We start from the raw sequence: 22,502 nt of genomic DNA, 5'->3' as shown, positions 1-22,502 counted from the left end.
GCAAAAGGGATGAGTATCTCTACCAACCTTTAACGCTTGGCGCTTGAGGCACTTGCCGCGGTACGTTAATAGTTGTATTTGGTTGTGTCTGAATCGGTAATGTACTGGTTCCCTGATAAGCCCCCTGTGGACTATAGAAATTAGTCTGCCCATTATCTGTTTGAAACGACTGAGTATTTTGACCTTGGGCGTTATAGACATTTGTGACACCACTTGGGCTCGTTTGTGAGTAACCCTTATATGCCCCATTGGCATCGTAGATAGCCTGTGCTGAGCATAAGACTGCAAAGAGAAGTGAATAGCTGTATATAAAGCAGGTGATAAGAAGTTTCATGGCGCCCCTAAATCCGTGTGTATATCAACGGTAGCACACACTAACTAGATAAGCGTCCATTAAATCGACGCTTATAGACGTAAAAGCACCGTAATAAAACTGCCTTTTATTAGAAATTAATACCAATTGCTATAAGAAAAAGCCTATGTTAATGTATCAAAACTAATATATAAATTATTAGAAAGGGAAAAAATGTCCAAGAAATTTTTAATACCAGTAGGTTTGGCGGCCACCGCCCTAATGGCAAATAATGCTGGAGCAACCCAGATCAAACCTATTGAGTCTGATGAGAAGAGTAGCTCGACCCAAGCCAATTCAAATGCAGAGCGCGAAGGAACAACTACACATATAGCTCAGTACTTGAAGGGCGATGAAAAACATGAGCTGTTGGTAAAAAAATCCGATGTCGGACTAATTTTTGCCGCTCATGGGTCACACGCATCACATGGATCACATGGATCGCATAGATCTGGAAGTTAGTAATGAGGGTTGCCAATGGAAGTGTTAATAACTTTTGATGCAACCGTATATTCAGTTGATGCGATAAAAAAAGCCGCTTATAGAAGTATTAATAGGTTTGCGGTAAACATTGCTAAAGAAGGTAATGAGATTAAGTGCGGTCTGACTTTTAAAGAATCTGCAACTGAACCACAAGTAAAAATCTATTTAGATGAGTTTAAGAAGGAAGTTCTTGATCAAGATTTAAGGGAATCCATCAAGAAGGAAACTGAAGGCGTTAGGAATCTAATATTAGCTCATACCTTTTCAAAGACAGGGCTAATAAAGGATGAGTAAGTTTCAGCCAATAGAGTTCTATAAGAATAAAAAAAAAGAATACTCTCTATTGCCATTTCGCTTTGAGCCATTGAGAGGAAATAATTATGCAGTTACTAATCTAGCTGGAGAGCATTTGATCATCCCAAGGGATGCATTAGAGAATCTAGTAAGGCATAAGTTAGATAGTGGTTCAGCTCATTATGTAAATTTGAGAGCCAAACATTTCTTAACAGATGATAAGACTCAAATTGCCAAAGATCTCTTATCAATTAAATTAAGAACTAAGTACAGCGTATTAAGTGAATTTACTGGCCTTCACATCTTTGTTGTATCTCTTCGGTGCGAGCATAGTTGCCCGTATTGCCAAGTATCTAGGCAGTCTGACGATAAAGTTAAATTTGATATGTCTACAGAGGTAGCAGACAGGTCAATTGATTTGGCTCTACGCTCGCCATCTAAAAATATCAAAATTGAGTTCCAAGGCGGAGAGCCCCTGCTTAACTTTCCATTAATAAAGTATATCGTTGTAGCGGCAAAAAGTAGGGCAGGCAATAAGAATCTTAGCTTTGTTATAGCAACGAACCTAGCCTTGATAAATGAAGAGATTCTCAGTTTTTGCAAAGAACATGAAATCATAATATCCACATCATTGGATGGCCCTAAAGAAATTCATAATGCCAACAGACCACGTCCAGGTGGCAATAGCTATGAAAAGGCGGTAGCGGGCATTCAATTAGTTAGAGAGCATCTTGGAATAGATGCGGTCTCTGCATTGATGACAACTACCAAAAATAGCCTTGGGCATGTTAAAGAGATTATTGATGAATACTTGAAGTATTCGTTTACGGGAATATTTCTCCGCCCTCTTTCGCCTTATGGGTTTGCTCTCAAAACCAAGACATACGCCGCCTATGATGCTGAGAGGTGGCATGACTTTTACTTAGAGGGGTTGGAATACATCATTAACCTAAATAGAAGAGGCGTTAAGTTTCGCGAATACTACACCTCAACAATTTTGACAAAGATGTTTACAAGTCAAGAGCCTGGTTATGTTGATTTAATGAGTCCATCAGGCATCGGCATTGGTGCTGTTGTCTACAACTACGACGGCTTAGTTTATGCATCTGACGAGAGTCGAATGCTTGCGGAAATGGGTGACACTTCGTTTGAGCTAGGAAATGTCTTAACTAATTCATATGAAGATATTTTTTTAAATCCAAAGCTACTAGATCCCATTGAGGAGTCATTTGCTTATAGTGTGCCCATGTGCAATGACTGTGCGTTTGAATCATATTGTGGTGCTGACCCAGTATTTCATCATGGTGTGTACAAAGACTTTATAGGCAGGAAACCAGAATCTGAGTTTTGCAATAGGAATATGAAAATATTCAAATATGTAATCGAGCGTATGGAAGCCGATCCGTATGTAAAAAGATTGTTTATGAGTTGGGCACAACCAAATGCTTAAGCTTCATGGAAACGCTATTTCGCATGATGCAAATCTCAGCGAACGAGGTTTGTTTATCGTCACCAAGAGATCTGGTTTGCCCGCAATAATTAGAGCAAAGTATGCCCTCTTGATGGATGACCGCCTAAATTATGAAGAGGGATATGGGGCGTATATTAGTTTTGATAAAGTGCAAGACTCTGGAATCTCAAACCACTTTCATTTGCCAGTAGAAATGAATTACTTGGCTGAGGGCGATGTAATCAGAATTGAGCCAAGCGGGCGCATTAATTCATTATTTCGCAAGAACTCTTCGCACAACACAATATTGCTCACTGAGCAATGTAACCATTATTGTTTAATGTGCTCTCAGCCACCCAAAAATATTGATGACTCATGGTTGATGGATGATGCTATGGCATTACTAGAGTTGATTCCAAGAGAAACTGTAAATATTGGATTTTCTGGTGGAGAGCCGACTTTATATGGCGATCGCTTTGTTGAGCTAATCAACAAAGCAAAGCTAATGCTACCCAATACATCAGTTGATGTTCTGTCTAATGGGCGTGCCTTTAGTGATCCAGTTTTTACTGCAAAGTACGGTGCGATTAATCATCCAGATTGCGTTATTGGAATTCCTATCTATTCTGATGATCCAGCAAGGCATGATTATGTAGTGCAGGCAGAAGGAGCGTTTGATGAAACGATACAGGGAATTCTTAACCTTAAAAAGCATCAACAGAAGGTAGAGATACGTATTGTTATACACAAACAAACAATAGAACGGCTTGTTCAGACATGTGAGTTTATTGCTAGAAACTTATTATTCGTAGACCATGTGGCGCTTATGGGGCTTGAGATGATGGGCTTTACTAGGGCGAACTTGGATCAATTATGGCTTGACCCCTTCGAATATAAAGATATTCTCAGCGAAGCTGTAGATGTATTGAGTAGTTATGGAATTAATACTTCCGTGTATAACCACCAACTTTGCGTTATCAATGACGATGTGTTGCCCAATTACAAGAAGTCAATTAGTGACTGGAAAAATGAATATGTTGATGAATGCACTTCATGTGTAAGAAAGTCTGACTGCGGAGGATTTTTCTCATCGTCTAAATTACATAGATATAGCGACCATATAAAACCAATAATTTGATATGTTGAATGAGAAAAATACAAATTCGATCCTTGTAGGGCTAACGATCATATTTATCGTAGTTTCTGGGGTGTCGATTCAGAAAGGTTACTTAACTGAAACCAGAAGCCACATGTCGATGGATGAGGGTGATTCGGATCGAAATGAAAATAGCACACCAAGATCATTTGTATTGCCCGCTACTCCTGCCGTAGCAGAGGAGCAAGAGCGAAAAAAGGCTGAAATATTAAAAGGTATACATGCTGATAAATGTATGTCTAAACTCAAAGATCTGGGCTATCCAATTGATGATTTTGATACTTCATTTAATGCAAAGTTAGTGGAGGCAATTTTGAGTTATCAATCGAAATCAAAATTAAGTAAAACAGGTTTATTGGATTTAGAGACAAGAAAAAAATTAGGGTGTAACTAGATAATGAAAAAATTACTTATTACCTTGAATGTAATAGCTTCAATTTCCTGTATTGGATTAGCAACTAAGTTCATTGCTTTGCCATTTATTGGCACCCAGATCTATAAAGAGGATTACAAAACTTTAGTGTTTCAATGCGATAACGTCATGCAGAACCACTTAATTGCCAAAAATAAGGTGAATGTAGATAAATCAGATGAATCTATTAAGCAACTACACGCCGCTGAGATTGGGCTTTTAACTTGTAATGACTACGATACTATGAGAAAAAAGCTAATTAGCTGGGGCTTAACTGAAAATGACCTTGCTCAAATTGGATTGGAAGCAATAGAAGAAAAAGCAAACGATGTTAGAACTTTTGTTAAAACTCATGAAATTAAATATTAAGACAACCACCCTGATAGCTCTCTTGCTGGTAACAGCCCATGTTGCCAGAGCAGAAAATGCGGAAGTGAGAATTATTAAACAGCAGATTAAGTCTGCGGGGTTTGTGCCTTCTGGTGATTTATATAGAAATCCAGATGAGAAGTTGGCTGATGTTGGTAAAGTAATATTTGAAAGTAAGCGATTGAGTTTGAATGGCAATATTTCATGTCAAACATGCCATTTGGACAGATTTGGTTCTACGGATGGTATTCCTATTGCGGCGGCTGTTGGTGGTGAGGGCGATGGCCCAAAAAGACTACTAAGTGGTGCAAAGTTACTCCCAAGAAATGCCCTGGCTTTTTGGGGGCGAGGAGCCAAAGGATTTGATGTTTTCTTTTGGGATGGCAGGGTTGATTTTTCAGGTAACAAAAAGATTACTCAGTTTGGGTCAAATCTCCCATCAAATGATTCGTTAGTAACAGCCGATCATTTGCCGGTAGTAGAAATACGCGAAATGTTGCAAGAAGACGAGTTCATTGAAAAAAACAAAACAGAATCTGTAGAAAAATCTAAAGAAGTCTATAAAGCCATTGTCCAAAACTTAGTAAAGACTGAGCCAGAAGCAAGTAAGAAGTTGGCAAAAGCATTAGGGAAAGACGAGAGCAAGCTTGAGTACATAGACTATGCAAGAAGCTTGGCGGCATTCATTCGCTCTGAATTTAGGCTAAAGCCATCAAAACTTGAGAATGTTATGGCTGGTAAGGAGTCATTTACTCCAGCAGAGTTTAAAGGAGCTAGGATTTTCTACGGCAAGGGCGCATGTGTTACTTGTCATTCAGGACCTCATTTTTCTGACTTTAAATTTTATTCAGTCCCCTTTCCTCAATTAGGTTTTGGAAGAAATGGGTTTGGTGTTGACCATGGAAGATATAACGTTACTTTCAATACAAAAGATTTATATAAATTTAGAACAGCCCCCCTATATAACGTAGAGAAGACTGGTCCATATGGGCACTCTGGTTCTGTTAGAACTATGGAAGAGGCGGTAACGGCACACTATGATCCGTTGTCGCTTATTGCTGTAGATAAGATGAAGCAATTTGACAGATTTGAACTATCTAAACGACTGACTTATAGCGACAGTACTACCAGAGTTAATTACCTAAGCTCGGAAGAAGTTAACCAAGTAGTTAGCTTTTTAAAAACCCTATCTTTTTAAATGAGGTGTCTAAGATACCTTCCGCTTATAGTTGTTATTAGCCTTGTACTGTCTGGATGTGCACACCACTATGCACCCGAAGAAATTGGTGATCCATATGGCTTCTTTTCAGGCTTATGGCATGGATACATAATTGTTTTCTCATTTTTTGGCTGGCTCTTTGTAGACGGTGTTTTTATTATTGGACAGCCAAATACTGGACTCTTTTATTACATTGGATTTGGTTTAGGAGTAATGAGCTTTTTTGGATCGGCAAATAGATAAACGTCCTTTTAAAGGACGTTTCATATTAATGGCTTCCCAAGTGTCGATTTAATCGACGCTCATCGGTTGCCCAAGCAAAAGTCTGAAAATAAAATAGCTGTATGACAACAGCACGCCGCCCACAAAGTGACTAAGGTAATCAAAGTACCTGAAAGTCATCTAGAGGTAATCTCCTCACCACTCCAAGAATCCCAACCCACAGCATTAAGCCAGCTCAAATACGCCGAACCCACAGAGCTTTATCTGCGTGATGGCGAAGTGGTTATCCACCGCAGACCCGGAAGCCCGCTATGGCATTGCCGCTTTAGACTGCAAGATGGCTCATGGCATCGTCAGACCACCCGCCAAGCCAGTATTGAGCATGCAGTACGAATGGCTTGCGATCTTTACGATGAAACCAGATTTCGCCAAAGACTAGGGCTTGCACAAAAGTCACCCACGTTTGCAGAAATTGCACACGCCACTCTCTACTCAATGCGGCAAGACTTGGATGTGGGAATAGGCAAGAGCGTATACGGTAGCTACATCACCTGTATTGAGAAATACTTCTTGCCTTACTTTGGTGACAAAAGACTAGAAGAAATAACTTATACAGACGTGCATGAGTTTGAAGTTTGGCGAAATAGACAAATGAACAAGGTGCCCAGAGCCAGCACCCTAATGAACTTTGCCAGTGCTTGGACGAAGTTACAGCTCGTAGCTATTAGCAAAGGTTGGATCAGCGAGAGAGTAGCCATTCCCAAACTCACAGCTAGAGGGCAGAAGGGTAAAACTCGCCCAGCATTTACTCGTGAAGAAATTGATCGCCTATTGAAATTTATGGAGCCGTGGATCAAGCAAGGCAGATTAGAGATTGAGCATGAGACTCGCCCTTTACTGCGCGACTATATTGAAATGCTTTTATACACAGGCATGCGCCATGGCACTGAGGCACTGAATATCTGCTGGAACAACATAGAGTGGCACACGCAGGGCGAGAAGAAATATTTAAGGATTTGGGTAGATGGCAAGACTGGTGGGCGCTGGCTCATTGCCAAACATAGAGCAATTGATGTTCTCAAGCGTTTACACAGTCGTCAAAAAGCCGTATATGACATTCCATTTGATAGATTATTTGAGACAAGAGCACCAGAGCGCATCTTTGTATTTGCCAATGGTCATCAGCCCATGCGGATTGATGGTGCTTTTAAGCGATTGATGCGAGATAGTGGTTTGGGGTTAAGTCACGATGGACAGATGCGAACACTCTATTCATTACGTCATACCTACGCTACGTTAGAGTTACTAGAGAACAAGACGGATATTCATACGCTGTCTAAGCAGATGGGAAATAGTGCCGCCATGATTGATCGTCATTACAGCAAGTTGACGGCAACGATGGCGGCGGATAGGTTGGCTTGAAATTATTACGAACTACTAATCTCTTCAATATCACAATCTTCGCAGAAATATGGGCCGGATCCCTCATCACATGCTTTGATCATTTGATCAATTGAGTATTCAAGAAATTTATTTGGAACATCAATTTTTGAATTTGCCATTACTAATAATGAACCCTTTTGATGAAGTTCATAATTAACTTTATATAGCTTCATATTGCCCTCTAATAAATGACATTGGGTGGTAGCTGTTGACTTTTGCGTCTAGCCAATCTACCAACGTTATGAAACAAGTTTCTAAATGATCCATTGGCGGCTTGAATCGTCGGCAGTAGTTCATCATTAGAGAAAACAATGCCTACCTCTCCAGCGATGGCTTTGGCAATATCCAGATACGCATTTGGATTTGCCGCATTCATTTCAACTAAAACACAGCGATCAAGCAACCCTTTATCTAATTGAGACACATTGTTTGTTGTGAGTATGAACACCCCACGAGTTGTATTTAGGGCAGTCTTTAGACTTTTATGTGCCAGATTAGATAGATGGTCTACTTCATCAATAATGATGTAGTGAAGCCCGCTTTTATTGAAAGTGGACTTACCCATAATATTTTGGATAAATGTCATTACTTGAGGGCCATTAAATCCTTGCTGACAGCCAATATATTCAGCATCCCAAGCTAGCTCATACCCACTTTTGTTTTTTTCAATTGCGTTAGGTAGCAAGTTTGCCAGCGTGGTTTTTCCTGTTCCAGGCACTCCGTAAAGAAGGACGCCTGATTTACCGCAGTAAGGTAATGCTTCGGCACCACTGACAATATCCTCAATCCGCAATTTAGATTCATTGTTTCCAAAGATGATGTCATCAATCGTTTGAGGCTCATGATTATTTCCTTTCGTTAACATTTGTATTCCTTTCAAATATGAATGGGGAATGCTCATAGCACCCCCCCTTGATTGGTTAAGCAGATTTAGCAATAGCGCCATCTGCATCATTAGCCGCATCTAATTCAACCTTTGCTTTATCTTCAATCTCTTTGCTAACTGCATACAAAGAGGTAAAAGCAGACTTGACTAATCCATCTTGACGCAGAACGGCATAGATACCAAAACTGCCATCAGCTTGTTGCTCTGCTAAAAGTACGCACATATCACCTAGGTATTGAGCATCAGCAACATGTGACAGCAATTCAGATTTGGCATAACCAATCGGTGTTTTGCCTTTTAGATTGTTTTTAGCAATCTCAGCTTTGTCCGCAGGCTTGATGTAAGTAGCGCTCTTGCCAAGACTGATCTCTTGAACGCCGCCACGCTCTTCCACCCATGCTGAAAAGTCAGCTATCAAAACTTTCTCTTTCATTGCCTGACGAATAACCAAAGAGTAGGTGCTGATACGGCGGCGATCTCTAGATCCAAAAACAGCACGCACTACACGTGTCGCTAATGGGAGATCCTTTTTATATGTGTAGCCGCGATCTTTATAGAAAGACTCTAAAGATTCGCTACGTTGTTTGGCTTCTGGAAGGGTCAGGTCACCACAAAAAGCCAAGCAATCGCCCAATACTGCATATAAGGCTTGATTACTTGTTCTGTAGGCGCCTTGTTCCCAGCTAATACGATTTGCTTCCATATTAGTAAGGGCAATGGTGGTACCAACAGCAACGTTAGCTACTTTGGTTGTGTCCTTTAAAAGGACGTTTGTTGTAACAGGGGTTGTATCTACTGCGTTTAATAATGCGTTCATTTTTAACTCTCTTTCTGTATTAAGAAATATGACTGCTTGTTAAGAAATTTAACCGCTTGGCCATGTAATAACTTTATTCTTTTGGGTTAAAATTCTCTAACCCATACAAAAATGATCTATTTAGGATGTTAATAAAATGGTAAAGTTTTTTGAGCCTACACCTACATTTGGAACAAAACACAAACGACTTGCGCCTTCAAAGCAAGAGGAAAGTCCTTATTACTGGTGGTGGGCGTACTTGCGCCGCAATAAAGACTATCTGGCGACTTGTGAAAAAGGTGGCAAGGGAAAATACGCCAAGCTATATGCAGACTTTGGTGATGTGCGTGGAGATGAGTTCAGGCTGTGGTGGCGAGCTGAGGGAGTTAAATTATTTGCTGAGCAAATGTCTATCTACAAATTTAAAGAGATAGATGGCAAAGACGAAGTGCCTGATCAATGGAGCAAGGATGAATTCATCTTTTTACAAGTGCCGCTAACTTACGATAAGAAGTCTCTTAAGAAGTATTTCAATGAGTTGCTGATGGATAGACATAAGCGGGGCAGAGGTCGCCCCACCCAAAAAACTAGAGCCACTTCTGCCAAGTATCCACTTAATGGCACATATACGATTGCCAATTTAAGACTCTGTTTACAGATATATGACCGCTATATGGAAACTAGATCAGGGCCTAACAAACTAAAGCATTGGGAATTAGGGGTTGAGATGCGGCTTTTACCTAAAGACTCTATGCCAAACCCCAAAGATGACTCTGTTGATAGATTGATAAAGCGAAATCGTCTCCAAGCAACAGTTGGGCGATATATCAAGCAAGCAAAAGCACGAATTGATAATGCCGTTATTGGTCAGTTTCCTGTTGCTTAAGATGTCCTTTTAACGGACATTTTGATATCCTAATAACAACTTGTAAGCAAATATGAGGGTTATATGGATTTTTACCGCAAAGCACCTGTGTGGGAACAAAAAAATGACTGTCCCAATACAACAAAATTTGCTAAACCTATAAAGCCTGTAAAGGTTAAGAATGCTCGTGTGATAGAAGTTACTGATGCCAAGTACAGAGGATCCATTTTTAGTGGCACCTTCTTACTAGGCGACCAAGTTCTTATTCTGGATGGTAAAAATAGATCCACACGAGTTGAAGTGCTTTGCAAGTGGTTTGGTCACAGACTTGCCACAAGAGGACTTGCATTTACAGTCAACCTTAAGAAAACAAGAGTGAACGACAAATACACTGGAGAAGTGTTTACTGACTTCTCCAAGTAATTAGATTAACTCAACAGCGGCCTTAAGCTGATCTGGACTGCTATAGAGATAAGTTGCTGTGGTGCTTATGTTGCGGTGCCCAGCCAAGCTCTTCAATATATGAATCGCTGTGCCTTTGTTGGCAAGTCCAGTTAAGAATGAGCGTCTGCCACTATGGCTACTGGCTCCAGCGAGAGCACAGGCGCGATAAAGGTAAAAGAAGTACTGGGTAAGTGAATTAGCTGAGAACCCTGCTTGCTTCTGTGTGTAAAACAGGGGCTTGGATACGTCTTTTATTTTGATTACTTTGATGTACTGCGCCAGCTCCTTTTGCATCCGTTCATTTAAGTAAACAGTACGGGCGTGTTTGCCCTTGGTTTGATCGGGCATTAAGCGTACTTCACCCTTAATAGTGCTGTCGCCGTTTAAAACGTCGTTTATGCGTAGCGCGGCTACTTCAGCTACTCGCATACCCGCGTAGTGTGTAAGTAGCAACATAGCGCGATTACGTGCTGAATGCCTGCGTGTAGCAACGTGATCTAAAACTCTGCGCAGTTCTTGTGGATTTAAAACTCTAGCTTGTGACATACGTTCTCCCTGAAATGTATTAAATACAGAGTTACAGTATGTTTTCTTAGATTCGGTTTGGGCAACTGAAAATGGCTGAAAAAGAACCGCTTTTTTATCAATGAGTTAGGCAAAAATATAAGAGTAGTACTGTTCTCTTATATTTATCGTGGCATTTTCGCCACGATATTTGATGATTGTTTAAAACGACCTACAAGCGTTTTAAATTTGGGTTCAGCTACCCAAGCCAGCGAAATGAATAGATCGTTCAATAAATGAAGTATTCAAGGTGGCAAAATAAAAACCTACTTGATATGATTTATCAAAACATATGGGAGATATCGTGCTTTACTCAATTGAAATCCATGGAAATGGCGCCGAAGTGGGCATTCATAAATTAACAAAAGCCCAATATGACTTCTGGACTAATCCAGAATATCAGCCGTATCTCAAAGAGGTTCTTGTTGAAGACTACGATTCAGTTGGTCATGATCATCCAGATGAGATTTATTTTCCAGATAGCTATTCAGGTTTATGTAATGTGGATTATTTAGGTGGAGGCTATCTTGGCGGCCTCTGGATTGAGATTACTCCAATTGAATTCGATAACGAAGAAGATGCAGAGGATGAGAATATCTATAGCTATGACGATGAGCTAAATGATTTCATGGAAAGTCTTACTCCAGCTCAATACAAGAAAATAGTCAACATTGAAGAGTTTGAGCTTCCCGCTAAAAAACCTAAAACTCCAGGGTATCTAGTTTGGAAGGCTGAAGAAACTGGTATGTTCCTCGAAGGAGAAATCGATGTGGGCAAGAAGTTTGACTTAAAAAAGTTACAGTTAAATTTCCGCAAAGTTCTTGGAGATATTTTCCTTGAGAGTGTGACTTATGAGGACTATCAACTTGAGCCGACAGATAGCTGGGAAACTGGTGCACTTATTGAGGCTGACATTATTAAGGCATAGGCTTTTATGAATAAGTGAACTAACGTTCACTTGTGATTTCGCTTGTCGCTCATCACATTTTTCTTTTCTTTGATGATTTTCGCTAGATTCAACCTACACTGAGCCTTAAGCAACAGGCTCAGTAATAGAAAAGGACTTTCGCTGAGTTCTTTACTACACCACTATAGGCACAACCCGATTGGGTAAGGGCGGTTTCGCTGTCTCCTTTTATGTGCGGCCGTAAAACGCAACATGTACAAAAGCAATAAGTGGCTACCTTTGTCTTGTTTGAAAGTTGCTGTGTAAGCAGGGCTTTCTCGTGATCCATAAAACTAGGTTTTACGATCTTTGTGCTGAATTACATTCTTGAGTCAGTTGGTTAGCAACATCCAACGGCATCCAATTGGTTAGTGACTGCAAGTCTCTGCTACCGCCCAGAATTTCCATGACTGTGACTCTAAGTCCAGCTTTAGGGTGACATAACGACTGAGTGTCACTGCTCTTGTTTCGGTAGTAATCAATGGCATCACAGAACTTTCATTTGCTCTGCTGTCATAGTTATTTAGTGAAACCTAATAAAAGGAGACAAGATCTGGTTCAGATCATTAGATCTTTGTGGCTTTTGGCAAAAAGAGGTTGTCCATCCAAAAACTCTGACAATAAATTAAGTGTGCCCATTAACTTATAGGAGAAAAAGATGAGCACATTAAATGCATTGAAGATGGTTAATTCAAAAAAGCCAACAGCAATACCGCCAGTACTGCATCGCCGCAATAAATTAGCGAACAAAGTCTGGGAGCAGATCCAGTTAGCTAAAGCCAGTAAAGAAGGCGGCACATTTACTGTTAAGAAATTTAAAACAGTTAAAGACATCACCGGCGCACGTAAAACCATTGAACATGAAAAGCGTATTCGTCAATGGTGGTTCGTAGCTATGGATGGCAAGGTTTGCTTAAACATCCGCTATGGTGCAAAGATCATTGAGTTTGCTAAAGGCAAGACTGCTGTAGAGGTGAATTCAGCAGAAGAGCTGATTAAAGCTCTAGAGATTATTAAGGTTGCCGTAGAAGCAGGAGAACTTGATACTCAAATTGAAGCCGCAAGTGGGGCTGTACGTGCGGGGTTCGGTAAATGAAAAAGTTCATTCTATGGGTACGCTTAAATTCACTGCAAACAACCAACACCTTTATCTTTGCATCTAATGAACTAGAAGCTAAGTGGTTAGGTGAAAGGCAGTTTGGACTTGGTAATGTTCTAAATTACTCAGAAGTAATTGAATGAAGAGTTAGGGGCTTAAATACTTGATGCGCTTTTACGAAATCAAAACCATCAAACCAATTAAGCCCCTTTCGCCCTCGCAGGCAAGAGTAGCTTCGCTTAAGCGAAATGTGGATTCTGCCAAGCAACAATTAAAGCTAGAAAAGGATCGCCAGCATCATCAACAGGCTATCAAGCCGATCAGTAGTAAGCCCTAAAAATTTACCGCGCAATTTTCAAAGCCAGCGGAGATCTCGGCCCCTGGTGATCTAATCTAACCCCACCTCGTATTCGTAATAATTCTTATTCTGACAATCAGGCGATTTGAGCCGATTTCAGGGATTTTTTGGCGGTTTTTGTTTAAAAAAGAAAACTCTTGTCTGTGGGGATGAGGGGTATAGCGAGGATGGTTTTGATTCGTCCTTTTAAAGGACAAATTTGGTAATCGGGTATAGAATCTAAACAATGTTGCTCCGCAAAAAAACGCTGGTTTTATTCATATGCTTCTTCATGATTGCATTTAAGGCGGCCGCTGGAAGTATTTTTATTCAAGCCGCAATTGAGCGGGCAGAGCTTGCTAATAGTTACGCCAACGGTTCAATAGTGATGCAAGCACAAAACATTGCAGAATCAGCAGATGACAAAGAGCCGGTTCACACTATGTACCTCATGAGCCATGTAACTGCAAATATTACCGAAATTGGGATTACTGTTTTTTCTCCACCGATTTCAGTATCTATGTTTTCTATTGCAAATGAAGTTTTGTTTACGCAAAACTTTCCTGACTCAGCCTTTAAACCACCCAAAGTAATAGCCTAATCTTCTTAGGCCGGACGTGCTCTATAGGCATACCCCTTCGTTTTTTGGCGACCGATGTGTAGCCATATTTGGGAAATATCATCATGTATAAATTTGTAAAAGTATTGCCATTGGCATTATTGGTTTTGTTTGTATCCGCATGTAGTAGCGTGAAGTTAGATGACGCTAATGGTGTGGCTGAGGTTAATGCTGGCGGCTCAATGACTTACGATCCCATTAGTGATCCCAAGTCTAGTGTATATGGCAAGCGTTCAATCTATTTTGAGTTTGATAGCTATACCGTAGATCCAAAATATGTTTCAACCATTTCTGCCCATGCCTCTTACTTAAAATCGTTTCAAAAGCAAAAAGCCTCCGTGATCATTCAAGGCAATACCGACGATCGTGGAACTGCAGAGTACAACCTAGCCTTAGGTCAAAAGCGATCCGAAGCTGTTAAGAAAGCTCTAGTTGCTCAAGGTGTTAGCGAATCTCAGTTGGAAGCGGTGAGTTTTGGAAAAGAAAAGCCAGCTGACCCAGCTCAGACAGAAGCGGCATTTAAAGAAAACCGCCGTGCTGATTTTGTGTATCGCTAAACATCTAAGGCTATTTAATGAAAAACATATTCAAACTCAGTTTGATGGGGATTGCTTTCCTAAGTGGATGCGCGACAAACGTTGCACCCAATAACCCAGTGCAAGTTGCTAAAGTTCCGTCGCCAATGACAGCTCCGGCTCCTGATCACTCGGGATCTGTAGCTAAACGACTGAATGATTGCATCATCCGTAGCAATCAAAGTGCTGATGCATTGTTGGTAGACAGTCAAATTATCGCTGTTACAAGAAATAATCCTCATGCCAAAGCCCTCTTTAGTTCGCCAGATAAATTGACGGATCAGCAAGCTGTGGCATTGAAGAATTATTTGGCTGAAGCTAATTCGTGTCGGCCAATTGCTTTGGAGGGTTTAAGCCCCGAAAAGAAAGTGGTCTATGAGGATTTCTTTAAAAAGATTGATGGCGTCTATGCCGATCTTATCGCCAAAAAGATCACTATTGGCGTTGCCAATCAAGAAAGGCAACTACTCACTCAAGATGCCCATATGAAGAAACTGGCACTTCAACCTAAGAAGAATTAGTGCGATAGATTTATGGCTAGATATAAATTTATTTGTGGCTCTTGTAAGTTTGATTGCATCAGTGGCATAGGTAGGGAGATCGGGCTTCACTCTTCAAAAGTGGTTATGGCTTGTAAATCTTGTTCAACCATTGATGTATATATGGTTGCTCATCCAGGCAGTATTAATACAGAAATTAGTATTGCACCTGCTTGTACAAGTTGCCACTCTACCAAACATTTGGCAGAGTGGGATGGGCTTACTTGCCCACATTGTCAGATGAAGATGCGAGCTATAGGTGGGGATGTTGATGTTGAGAGATCCCGCTTTAAATACTGGTAATCAAGGGTAAATGCCAATACAGAGCCTATTAATAGATGTTACATTTGTGCCATTAATTCTATGCCCAGATTGTTATTGGCTGGAGGAGACACCAAAACCACCTGCGGGTGGTTTTTCATTAGTGAGGTTGTGATGTTTAATCCCTTATTTGCTGGACATGAAGAAGCAATCAAATTACTTAGGCAATTTACTCAAACTGATTTTGGCCCTGTCATTGAAATCGGCTTAGGCCAAAAGACTTTTCTTGACCATCTTTTAAATGAGGGCTGTCTTAATTTAACGGCCCTTGATATGTCAGAAGAGGCTGTTGAATTGGCTAAGAAGAGATATGCTAATTTCAGTTCGCTAATTCGCTGGGTTTGCGCCGATGTTTTAACTGCGCCTCTAAAGCAGGGCTACTATGCCTTATGGCATGACGGAGCTGTGTTTGAGCGCTTGGTTTCAGAAGAGCAAAGACAAGGGTACATTGAGCTTTTAGAGTCTAGTCTTCGCCCTGGTGGATATGCAGTCATTTATGCCACTACCGCACTAGAAGAAGTAATCGCTAAATTACATGAATCTAGCCTTGAGATTGTGAGCAACAATTGGAATCCTCTCTACGCTCTATATTTTGGATCTAGTGATAATAAGAGTGAGGCCTCCAATAAAGAGTTTCGAGTGATTAAGAAGGGTAAAGCATCGCAAGTCTAGCTCTCATCTTAAAATGAAATGAGCATGATGGGCTTTAGCGGTCATTTTGAGATGGTGCGCTTCAAATACTGGTGAAAGAGAATTCTGATGAGTATGAATAATAGAACCTTGGAAGAACTTTTTGAGCAGTTAGGTTTGTCATCCCAAAAGATTCATATGGAGAGATACATAGAAAGACATCAACTTAAGCCTGGGTCTAATCTTCCCGATGCCATTTACTGGGCGCCAGATCAAAAAGCATTTTTAATTGAAGCTAAGGCCGAAGACTCAGAGTGGTCAGAAGTAGTAGATCAATTGGCTAATTTATTAATACAAAAATAAAACTTTTATTACGGTAACCGTCGCGTTAATAGACGTTCACTGAGATGTTCTTTAAAAGGACTTCTCATATATACGTATATATGCATATATAGTTACTCGAACTAAAAGCCATGCCTACTTATTGGCTGATGCATGTATACATACGTATATGCGTATGTAAGGAATCTATCATTCACTTACAGTATTAATGAGCAACGTCCTTTAAAAGGACACTTCATGCGTGGGGTACCCCGATCACAACAAGGAGTCGTCATCCCTGTGTCAGTCAAATCCCCACTACGCCACCAAACTCACCCGCACTCCTTGCGTGGGTCAAAATAACTCAACCAAATCAATCCCATACAAACACCTAATAAAGTTTTGTGCACAAAGTTTGTCTATGGTGGGGTAAACCTTTTGAGATCTAGCGGGAGTTTAGTCTGGGGGACAGAGTTGAAAATCCTTGTGTCGGTGGTTCGATTCCGCCCCGGGCCACCAAGAATTGCAATAGCCCACTTGTTGGGCTATTTTCTTTTAAGGCTTAGCAGGTGTATATGCCATTAGAGCCAGATATTGCTATATAGAACTGTCCTTTAAAAGGACAAACCAATAATTCATCCCTGCGTCAGTCGATGTCGTTTTAAACGACAAAACAAGAGTAAATTGAGCTTGTAATGATTAAAACAATTCTCGCTCTTCCTCGCACCGTTTGGCTTATTGGCCTTATTAGCTTGGTCAATGATTCTGCCAGCGAGATGCTTTATCCATTGATGCCTTTGTACCTAGCATCAGTCTTAATGGCGGGGCCAAAAGCACTTGGCATTATTGAAGGTATTGCGGAAGCCACCTCTAGTATTTTTAAGTTAGTTTCAGGCGTGATTGTTGATCGTACTAAGAAAGCCAAGCCTTGGATTATTTTAGGTTACACGCTTGCCGGCATTGGTAGACCTCTTATTGTGATAGCTAATTCATGGGTGTGGGTGTTAGCAATTCGCTTCACTGATCGTATGGGTAAGGGTTTGCGAAGTTCTCCTCGTGATGCTCTGTTGGCTGAGAGCGTAAATGAGAATCAACGAGGCGTTACTTTTGGATTACATCGCTCGATGGACAATGCGGGTGCAGTCATTGGCCCACTGTTGGCGGCGATGTTTTTATCTATGGGCGTGCCCCTCAAAGATATCTTTTTATGGGCCATTGTTCCAGCTGTAATCACCATCACTCTTGCTTTGTGTATCAACGAACCAAAGCGAGAAGCGGCTCCACAAGCAAGTAAATTTAGCTGGTCGCTTGAAGGTATGCCAGATCAATTTAAAAGGTATCTTGTGGTGGCGGGCATCTTTGCTTTAGCTAATTCATCCGACATGTTTTTGTTATTAAGGGCAAGAGAAGCGGGAGTTCCACAAGAACAAATTCCACTCCTATGGGCGGCAATTTCTTTAATTACCACATTGTTTGGCACCCCCTTATCGGCACTATCAGACACCTTTGGCCGTAAGCGATTTATTTTGATCGCATGGATTGCTTTTGCGTTCTTTTATATTGCGATGGGTTTGCCGGGAATTTCTACTTATCAAATATTTGCACTCTTTGGAATCTACGGATTATTCAAGGCCGCAACAGAAGGGGTAGAAAAAGCCTTGGTGGCAGATATGGCCCCCAAAGGGTTGGCTGGCACCGCATTTGGCTGGTTCAATTTAATTACTGGCCTCATGCTGTTTCCAGCTTCATTTATTTTTGGCTGGGTATACGAATCTATCGCACCACTGTACGCATTCTTATTTTCAGGTGGCTGTGCGTTGGTTGCTTTTATGCTGATGGCGTTTTGGGTCTATAGGAAAAAGGCACCCTAGCTTCTGGTCGATTCCATCCCGAGCCACCAAGAAACATCAAAACCACCTTCGGGTAGTTTTTTATTGCCCCTTTTTATTAACTGTCCTTTAAAAGGACGCACCAACTTCCTGCCCTTATGCTTGTAGATGTCGTTTAAAACGACAAATTATTGGTTATATAAGTGATTTGACATTAGTCCATATATGGACTATATTAGTACGCATATGAACTTTTTACCTATCATTAAACAGTTGGCTAGGGCCTATCAAGAATTTGAGGGCTACTCTTCTACACATATCCGAGGGCTAGGGCTATTGCCAGTCCAGTTTGATGTGATTGCCACGCTGGCCAATCAGCCGCCAATGAGCTTTAAGCAGTTGGGAGAGAAAACTTTGATTTCTAAGAGCTCTCTCACTGGTGTAGTTGGGCGGATGGTCCAGAAAGGCTTGATTGCTACTCAAGAAAATCCTGATGATGCTCGCAGTCATTTGCTCAAGCTGACTGCTAAGGGACAAAAGATTTTTGAACAAGTCTTTCCAGAACACCTTAAGCATCTTGAGGCGGCTTTTCAAAAGCTGTCAAAAAAACAAATGAAAGAGATAGAAGAGTCTCTTAAAACACTTAAATCTATTTTTATTAGTTAAAGGAAACACTATGAATCCACATATCGCTCAAAAAGCCCCTTACGCAGTGGAAGTCACTGCTGGCCAGACTTACTACTGGTGTTCTTGTGGTCTAAGTAAGAATCAGCCATTTTGTGATGGTAGCCACAAAACCACCGAATTTACGCCGGTTGCGTTTACTGCTGAAAAGACCGAAACCGTCTATCTGTGTGGCTGTAAACATAGTGGTAATGGTGCGTTTTGCGATGGCAGTCATAACAAGCTCTAAGAGCTCTGGATAATTTTTAATAAGGAAAAAAATGAAAAACTTTGAAAATGTATTAAACCTACTAGGTCGTATTGCTATTGCCGCATTGTTCTTGCCGGCAGGACTGAATAAGTTAATGGGCGTTGAGGGCACAACAGGCTATTTCACATCACTTGGATTACCAGCAGTAGCTGTAATCGTTTGGGTGGTCATTGCTATTGAAATCTTAGGTGGCCTTGCTCTAATTCTTGGCTATCACACTCGTTTTGTAGCAATTGGTTTGGCAATCTTTACAGTATTGGCAAGCATTGTTGGTCATGCCTTCTGGGCCGCTCCAGTAGATGCCGCATTCATTGCTCAGCTCTTGTTCTTTAAGAATATTGCTGTCACTGGCGGTTTATTGGTATTGGCTTCAACAGGTGCTGGTTCAATTAGCATTGATAGCCGCAAGGCAAAAGCGGAGTAATTACTTCTATTGAGCTAGCGTTAGACATCCTAGGCCCTGGTCGATTCCGCCCCGGGCCACCAAGAAACACCAAAACCACCTTCGGGTGGTTTTTTCATTTGCTCTGGGCAAACTCGTTAGTATTGCCTTATGCCCAACTTATCTAATTTCTTTGGCCCAATTTCTTTTATTGGACTACTAATGCTCTCTAATGTCTTTATGACATTTGCCTGGTATGCCCACTTAAAGAATTTATCTTCAAAGCCTTGGTGGGTTGCGGTGTTCGCAAGCTGGGCAATTGCTTTGCTCGAATATGCTTTTCAAGTTCCAGCAAATCGAATTGGGTTTGAATACTTTTCACTTGGACAGCTTAAGATTACCCAAGAAGTTGTTACATTGGCCGTTTTTGTGCCCTTTGCTGTTTTCTATATGGGTGAGCCATTTAAGACGGATTACATTTGGGCTGGCCTATGCCTATTGGGTGCGGTCTACTTTATGTTTAGAGCATAAGGATCGAATATCCTAGATTTCGGTCGATTCCGCCCCGGGGGACCAAGAGATACCAAAACCACCTTCGGGTGGTTTTTTCATTTACGGGACATGACATTCCATATCATTGGTCTTGAATACACTCGGAATGAAATGTCCTTGAAAAGGACAAATCAATTTAATGTTCCTGCGTCAGTTGATGTCGTTTAAAACGACAAAAAATTACTTCACAAGCAGTACTGGTTGTTTCGCTGAGCTACTTATGCGCTGTGCAACTGAGCCCATCAGAATATCTACAAAGCCACTACGCCCTTTAGCGCCCATCACAATTAAATCCACTTTATCTTTATTGGCAAGAGCGATAATTTGGTCTGCAATATGACCGCGCTTAATAACCATATTATGTTTAATGCGAGCGGTATCCAAAACTTTTTGTGCAGCCTTCAACTCTTTTTCACTTACTTCTCTCAAGTATTCATCTACAACACTTTTGGACACAAATTGTTTTACATGCCCAAGCCCAGCATCATCATGGACGCTGATCAGGGTAACGGTGGTCGAACTTCGAGAATTTTTTGCCATCTTTACCACATACTTTGCAGCATTCAGAGATGATTTGGATCCATCAATCGGTAATAGTACTTTCATGGTCATGCCCCTTTTGTATAAAACGATATAGGTTATTTCTAACTCCAGTCTAGGCTTATAAGTACTCATTGGCAAATACTTAATTTGTAGACTGTTGTTGACGACTTTTTATTTTCGGATCAGTAAATATAGTCGGGTATCCTGGGCCCTGGTCGATTCCGCTCCGGGCCACCAAGAAACACTAAAACCACCTTCAGGTAGTTTTTTCATTTGATCCATGTTTGAGCGGGCGTTTAATAATCGGTATATAAAAGACATGTACTCAACTAAAGGCCCCAAATGAAAAAATTAATCCTAACAGCTGCATTACTCTTCTCTATTATTGGCTTATCTCAAGCAGCTGACACCGCCCCTGCAAAACAAGATCCGGCATGGCTAACCCAAGCAAGAGCGAGTATTAAAGCTGAAAAATATGATCAGGCAATACAGCAGCTTCAGTCTGCCAATGAAACAAGTTCGGCCGATTGGAATAACTTGCTTGGATATAGCCTTCGAAAAAAACAGCCGCCTGATTTGGTGGGGGCAGAAAAATACTATCAAGCTGCATTGAAAATAGACCCAGATCATCGCGGGGCTCTGGAGTATTACGGAAAGCTTAAATTGATCAATAATGACTTGCCTGGCGCTGAGGCTCTATTGGCTAGATTGGACAAAGCCTGCACTTTTGGCTGCGAGGAATACTCCGATTTAAAAGAAGCCATAAAAAAATATAAGTCTAGAAAGTAGGGCAAGGCACTCTAAGCCCTGATCGATTCCACCCTGAGCCTCCGAGAAACACCAAAACCACCCATGGGCGGTTTTGTTTTGCCCTTCTCCTATATGTGGACTTTCGTTTTGTATAGAATTTATTCATGACAAATCTAAATCAGCTCCCCACAGATCTTCCGATTCCTCAAGATGATGGTTCAACCAATCATTTAAGGGGAATGAAACTGCCGAATGTTGCTTTAAATGCTACCAATGGCAAGACCATTAATTTTGGCGATATCAAAGGTAAATTGGTTATTTACTGTTATCCAATGACAGGGCAGCCTAATGTTGCTTTGCCAGATGGTTGGGATCAAATTCCTGGGGCAAGAGGCTGCACTCCTCAGAGCTGTTCATTTAGAGACCACTATCAAGAGCTCCAAGCTTTGGGCGCAGAAGTTGTAGGCTTGAGTGTTCAAACTACGGACTATCAAAAAGAGATGGCCGATAGACTTCATCTCCCATTTCCAGTAGTCAGCGATGTGAACTATCAATTTCAAAAGGCATTGAATATGCCAACCTTTGTAGCCGCTGGCATGACATTATTAAAGCGAGTCACACTCATTGCGAATAATGGCGTGATTGAGGCGGTTCACTACCCCATCTTCCCAAGCGATAGTGATCCAGCCTGGGTAATTGATTATTTGAAGACTCATTAGAATTCGGCAGCCTAGGCTCGCTAAAATTGATCAATAGCCCGCTTGTTGGGCTATTTTCCTGATAACTATTGACCGAACTTAGGCTCAGATGTAATGTCTAGTCTGTTGTGATCTCTCAAGTTATAGGGCCGGCGTTAATAGAGCCTTCTTATTATTGAAAGGATGGATGATATGTTTTTGCCTACACCTCATGATGCTAAAGATGCAATCTCAAAATATGCCGGCTTCTTTGGAATGGTGATCAGCATTGCATTTGCGCTTAATTTAATTCTCCCTACGGGTGAGACGCTGTCTCAGACTCCAAAGTTGATAGTGTCAATTTTGATCGGTATTTTTCTTGGCTGGCTTTCTTTTGCCATTAAGCCCAATAAATAAAAGATAAGATTTTTTGGGCTTCAGCTCCTAATGGCGACGAAAACCACCTTCGGGTGGTTTTTTATTTTCTGATTAT

Annotated in this window: 32 protein-coding genes; 26 read left to right on the top strand and 6 right to left on the bottom strand. The window is 41.0% G+C overall.

The genetic code is table 11. The features are described 5' to 3' along the window. Positions 1-19: 19 nt before the first annotated feature. Entirely contained in the window at positions 20-334 is a 315-nt protein-coding gene (locus FD968_RS10335) for a hypothetical protein (RefSeq protein WP_215366246.1), read from the bottom strand. Positions 335-526: 192 nt separating this feature from the next. Here FD968_RS10335 and hxsA2 point away from each other — a divergent pair, with 192 nt between their 5' ends. The 8 genes from hxsA2 (at position 527) to FD968_RS10295 (ending at position 7,379) form a co-directional block, all read left to right on the top strand. Continuing rightward, the gene (gene hxsA2 / locus FD968_RS10330) at positions 527-814 is read left to right on the top strand and encodes a His-Xaa-Ser repeat protein HxsA2 (protein WP_215366243.1); all 288 of its coding nucleotides are present in this window, start codon (positions 527-529) and stop codon (positions 812-814) included. Between the two features lie 15 nt (positions 815-829). After that, positions 830-1,129 carry a His-Xaa-Ser system protein HxsD gene (gene hxsD / locus FD968_RS10325; RefSeq protein WP_215281123.1) on the top strand — a complete coding sequence of 100 codons (300 nt, stop codon included), beginning with the start codon at positions 830-832 and terminating at the stop codon, positions 1,127-1,129. Then, positions 1,122-2,579, top strand: a complete 1,458-nt coding sequence (gene hxsB / locus FD968_RS10320; protein WP_215366240.1) for a His-Xaa-Ser system radical SAM maturase HxsB — start codon at positions 1,122-1,124, stop codon at positions 2,577-2,579. The genes hxsD and hxsB overlap by 8 nt, the downstream gene beginning before the upstream one ends. After that, on the top strand, positions 2,572-3,717 hold the full coding sequence (hxsC, locus tag FD968_RS10315; protein WP_215366237.1) for a His-Xaa-Ser system radical SAM maturase HxsC: 1,146 nt from the start codon (positions 2,572-2,574) through the stop codon (positions 3,715-3,717). The genes hxsB and hxsC overlap by 8 nt, the downstream gene beginning before the upstream one ends. Before the next feature lies 1 nt (position 3,718). Beyond that, the gene (locus FD968_RS10310) at positions 3,719-4,129 is read left to right on the top strand and encodes a peptidoglycan-binding domain-containing protein (protein WP_215319361.1); all 411 of its coding nucleotides are present in this window, start codon (positions 3,719-3,721) and stop codon (positions 4,127-4,129) included. Between the two features lie 3 nt (positions 4,130-4,132). Next, entirely contained in the window at positions 4,133-4,516 is a 384-nt protein-coding gene (locus tag FD968_RS10305; protein WP_215319359.1) for a TIGR03982 family His-Xaa-Ser system protein, read from the top strand. Then, positions 4,476-5,714, top strand: coding sequence for a His-Xaa-Ser system-associated MauG-like protein (locus FD968_RS10300; RefSeq protein ID WP_215366232.1), 1,239 nt, complete (start codon positions 4,476-4,478; stop codon positions 5,712-5,714). Before FD968_RS10305 ends, FD968_RS10300 begins: the two co-directional genes overlap by 41 nt. Positions 5,715-6,104: 390 nt before the next feature. After that, on the top strand, positions 6,105-7,379 hold the full coding sequence (locus FD968_RS10295) for a tyrosine-type recombinase/integrase (RefSeq protein WP_215366229.1): 1,275 nt from the start codon (positions 6,105-6,107) through the stop codon (positions 7,377-7,379). A 5-nt stretch (positions 7,380-7,384) separates the two neighbouring features. On the opposite strand, the gene FD968_RS10290 is transcribed toward FD968_RS10295, so the two are convergent. From FD968_RS10290 to FD968_RS10280, 3 genes are read right to left on the bottom strand one after another with little or no spacing between them, the layout of a single operon-like run. Beyond that, positions 7,385-7,573 (bottom strand): hypothetical protein, encoded by a 189-nt coding sequence (locus tag FD968_RS10290; protein WP_215366226.1) that lies wholly within the window; start codon positions 7,571-7,573, stop codon positions 7,385-7,387. 8 nt (positions 7,574-7,581) lie between these two features. After that, on the bottom strand, positions 7,582-8,301 hold the full coding sequence (locus FD968_RS10285; protein ID WP_215366223.1) for an AAA family ATPase: 720 nt from the start codon (positions 8,299-8,301) through the stop codon (positions 7,582-7,584). Positions 8,302-8,320: 19 nt separating this feature from the next. Further along, positions 8,321-9,103 (bottom strand): hypothetical protein, encoded by a 783-nt coding sequence (locus tag FD968_RS10280; RefSeq protein ID WP_215366220.1) that lies wholly within the window; start codon positions 9,101-9,103, stop codon positions 8,321-8,323. Positions 9,104-9,239: 136 nt separating this feature from the next. Here FD968_RS10280 and FD968_RS10275 point away from each other — a divergent pair, with 136 nt between their 5' ends. Both FD968_RS10275 and FD968_RS10270 read left to right on the top strand, forming a co-directional pair. Then, positions 9,240-9,968 carry a hypothetical protein gene (locus FD968_RS10275; protein WP_215366217.1) on the top strand — a complete coding sequence of 243 codons (729 nt, stop codon included), beginning with the start codon at positions 9,240-9,242 and terminating at the stop codon, positions 9,966-9,968. Between the two features lie 63 nt (positions 9,969-10,031). Then, entirely contained in the window at positions 10,032-10,370 is a 339-nt protein-coding gene (locus tag FD968_RS10270) for a hypothetical protein (protein WP_215366214.1), read from the top strand. On the opposite strand, the gene FD968_RS10265 is transcribed toward FD968_RS10270, so the two are convergent. Then, the gene (locus FD968_RS10265) at positions 10,371-10,937 is read right to left on the bottom strand and encodes a site-specific integrase (protein ID WP_215366211.1); all 567 of its coding nucleotides are present in this window, start codon (positions 10,935-10,937) and stop codon (positions 10,371-10,373) included. A gap of 322 nt (positions 10,938-11,259) precedes the next feature. On the opposite strand from FD968_RS10265, the gene FD968_RS10260 reads away from it, so the two are divergent. From FD968_RS10260 to FD968_RS10200, 13 genes are all read left to right on the top strand, one after another. Next, positions 11,260-11,883, top strand: coding sequence for a hypothetical protein (locus tag FD968_RS10260; RefSeq protein WP_215366208.1), 624 nt, complete (start codon positions 11,260-11,262; stop codon positions 11,881-11,883). 676 nt (positions 11,884-12,559) lie between these two features. Next, complete coding sequence (locus tag FD968_RS10255) at positions 12,560-12,997, top strand: DUF6641 family protein (protein WP_215366205.1); 438 nt, start codon at positions 12,560-12,562, stop codon at positions 12,995-12,997. Between the two features lie 587 nt (positions 12,998-13,584). Continuing rightward, entirely contained in the window at positions 13,585-13,938 is a 354-nt protein-coding gene (locus tag FD968_RS10250; protein ID WP_215366202.1) for a hypothetical protein, read from the top strand. Between the two features lie 83 nt (positions 13,939-14,021). Beyond that, the gene (pal, locus tag FD968_RS10245) at positions 14,022-14,513 is read left to right on the top strand and encodes a peptidoglycan-associated lipoprotein Pal (protein WP_215295657.1); all 492 of its coding nucleotides are present in this window, start codon (positions 14,022-14,024) and stop codon (positions 14,511-14,513) included. 17 nt (positions 14,514-14,530) lie between these two features. Next, the gene (locus tag FD968_RS10240; RefSeq protein WP_215366199.1) at positions 14,531-15,052 is read left to right on the top strand and encodes a hypothetical protein; all 522 of its coding nucleotides are present in this window, start codon (positions 14,531-14,533) and stop codon (positions 15,050-15,052) included. 105 nt (positions 15,053-15,157) lie between these two features. Beyond that, positions 15,158-15,373, top strand: a complete 216-nt coding sequence (locus FD968_RS10235) for a hypothetical protein (protein WP_215366196.1) — start codon at positions 15,158-15,160, stop codon at positions 15,371-15,373. Positions 15,374-15,433: 60 nt separating this feature from the next. After that, positions 15,434-16,063 carry a class I SAM-dependent methyltransferase gene (locus FD968_RS10230; protein ID WP_215366193.1) on the top strand — a complete coding sequence of 210 codons (630 nt, stop codon included), beginning with the start codon at positions 15,434-15,436 and terminating at the stop codon, positions 16,061-16,063. Between the two features lie 87 nt (positions 16,064-16,150). Beyond that, positions 16,151-16,384: a DUF2789 family protein gene (locus FD968_RS10225; protein WP_215366190.1), complete on the top strand. Its 234-nt coding sequence runs from the start codon at positions 16,151-16,153 to the stop codon at positions 16,382-16,384. 653 nt (positions 16,385-17,037) lie between these two features. Then, complete coding sequence (locus tag FD968_RS10220; RefSeq protein ID WP_215366187.1) at positions 17,038-18,213, top strand: MFS transporter; 1,176 nt, start codon at positions 17,038-17,040, stop codon at positions 18,211-18,213. Between the two features lie 204 nt (positions 18,214-18,417). Beyond that, on the top strand, positions 18,418-18,837 hold the full coding sequence (locus tag FD968_RS10215) for a MarR family winged helix-turn-helix transcriptional regulator (RefSeq protein ID WP_215366183.1): 420 nt from the start codon (positions 18,418-18,420) through the stop codon (positions 18,835-18,837). Positions 18,838-18,847: 10 nt separating this feature from the next. Beyond that, positions 18,848-19,084, top strand: coding sequence for a CDGSH iron-sulfur domain-containing protein (locus tag FD968_RS10210; protein WP_215366180.1), 237 nt, complete (start codon positions 18,848-18,850; stop codon positions 19,082-19,084). Positions 19,085-19,115: 31 nt separating this feature from the next. Next, positions 19,116-19,529, top strand: a complete 414-nt coding sequence (locus FD968_RS10205) for a DoxX family protein (RefSeq protein WP_215366177.1) — start codon at positions 19,116-19,118, stop codon at positions 19,527-19,529. A gap of 129 nt (positions 19,530-19,658) precedes the next feature. Next, the gene (locus FD968_RS10200) at positions 19,659-20,018 is read left to right on the top strand and encodes a DMT family protein (protein ID WP_215366174.1); all 360 of its coding nucleotides are present in this window, start codon (positions 19,659-19,661) and stop codon (positions 20,016-20,018) included. A gap of 201 nt (positions 20,019-20,219) precedes the next feature. On the opposite strand, the gene FD968_RS10195 is transcribed toward FD968_RS10200, so the two are convergent. Continuing rightward, complete coding sequence (locus FD968_RS10195) at positions 20,220-20,651, bottom strand: universal stress protein (protein ID WP_251367579.1); 432 nt, start codon at positions 20,649-20,651, stop codon at positions 20,220-20,222. A 273-nt stretch (positions 20,652-20,924) separates the two neighbouring features. Between FD968_RS10195 and FD968_RS10190 the strand changes: the two genes are divergently transcribed. From FD968_RS10190 to FD968_RS10180, 3 genes are all read left to right on the top strand, one after another. Then, complete coding sequence (locus FD968_RS10190; protein WP_215366171.1) at positions 20,925-21,371, top strand: tetratricopeptide repeat protein; 447 nt, start codon at positions 20,925-20,927, stop codon at positions 21,369-21,371. 125 nt (positions 21,372-21,496) lie between these two features. Then, positions 21,497-22,051, top strand: coding sequence for a peroxiredoxin (locus FD968_RS10185; protein ID WP_215366168.1), 555 nt, complete (start codon positions 21,497-21,499; stop codon positions 22,049-22,051). Positions 22,052-22,222: 171 nt separating this feature from the next. Next, positions 22,223-22,426, top strand: coding sequence for a hypothetical protein (locus FD968_RS10180; protein WP_215366165.1), 204 nt, complete (start codon positions 22,223-22,225; stop codon positions 22,424-22,426). Positions 22,427-22,502: the final 76 nt, after the last annotated feature.

Origin of the sequence: Polynucleobacter sp. AP-Titi-500A-B4, assembly GCF_018688095.1 — a bacterium.
In the GTDB taxonomy this organism is placed as follows: domain Bacteria; phylum Pseudomonadota; class Gammaproteobacteria; order Burkholderiales; family Burkholderiaceae; genus Polynucleobacter.
The sequence above is the reverse complement of the archived record's forward strand: the minus strand, read 5'-3'. Positions and strand labels throughout refer to the sequence as shown.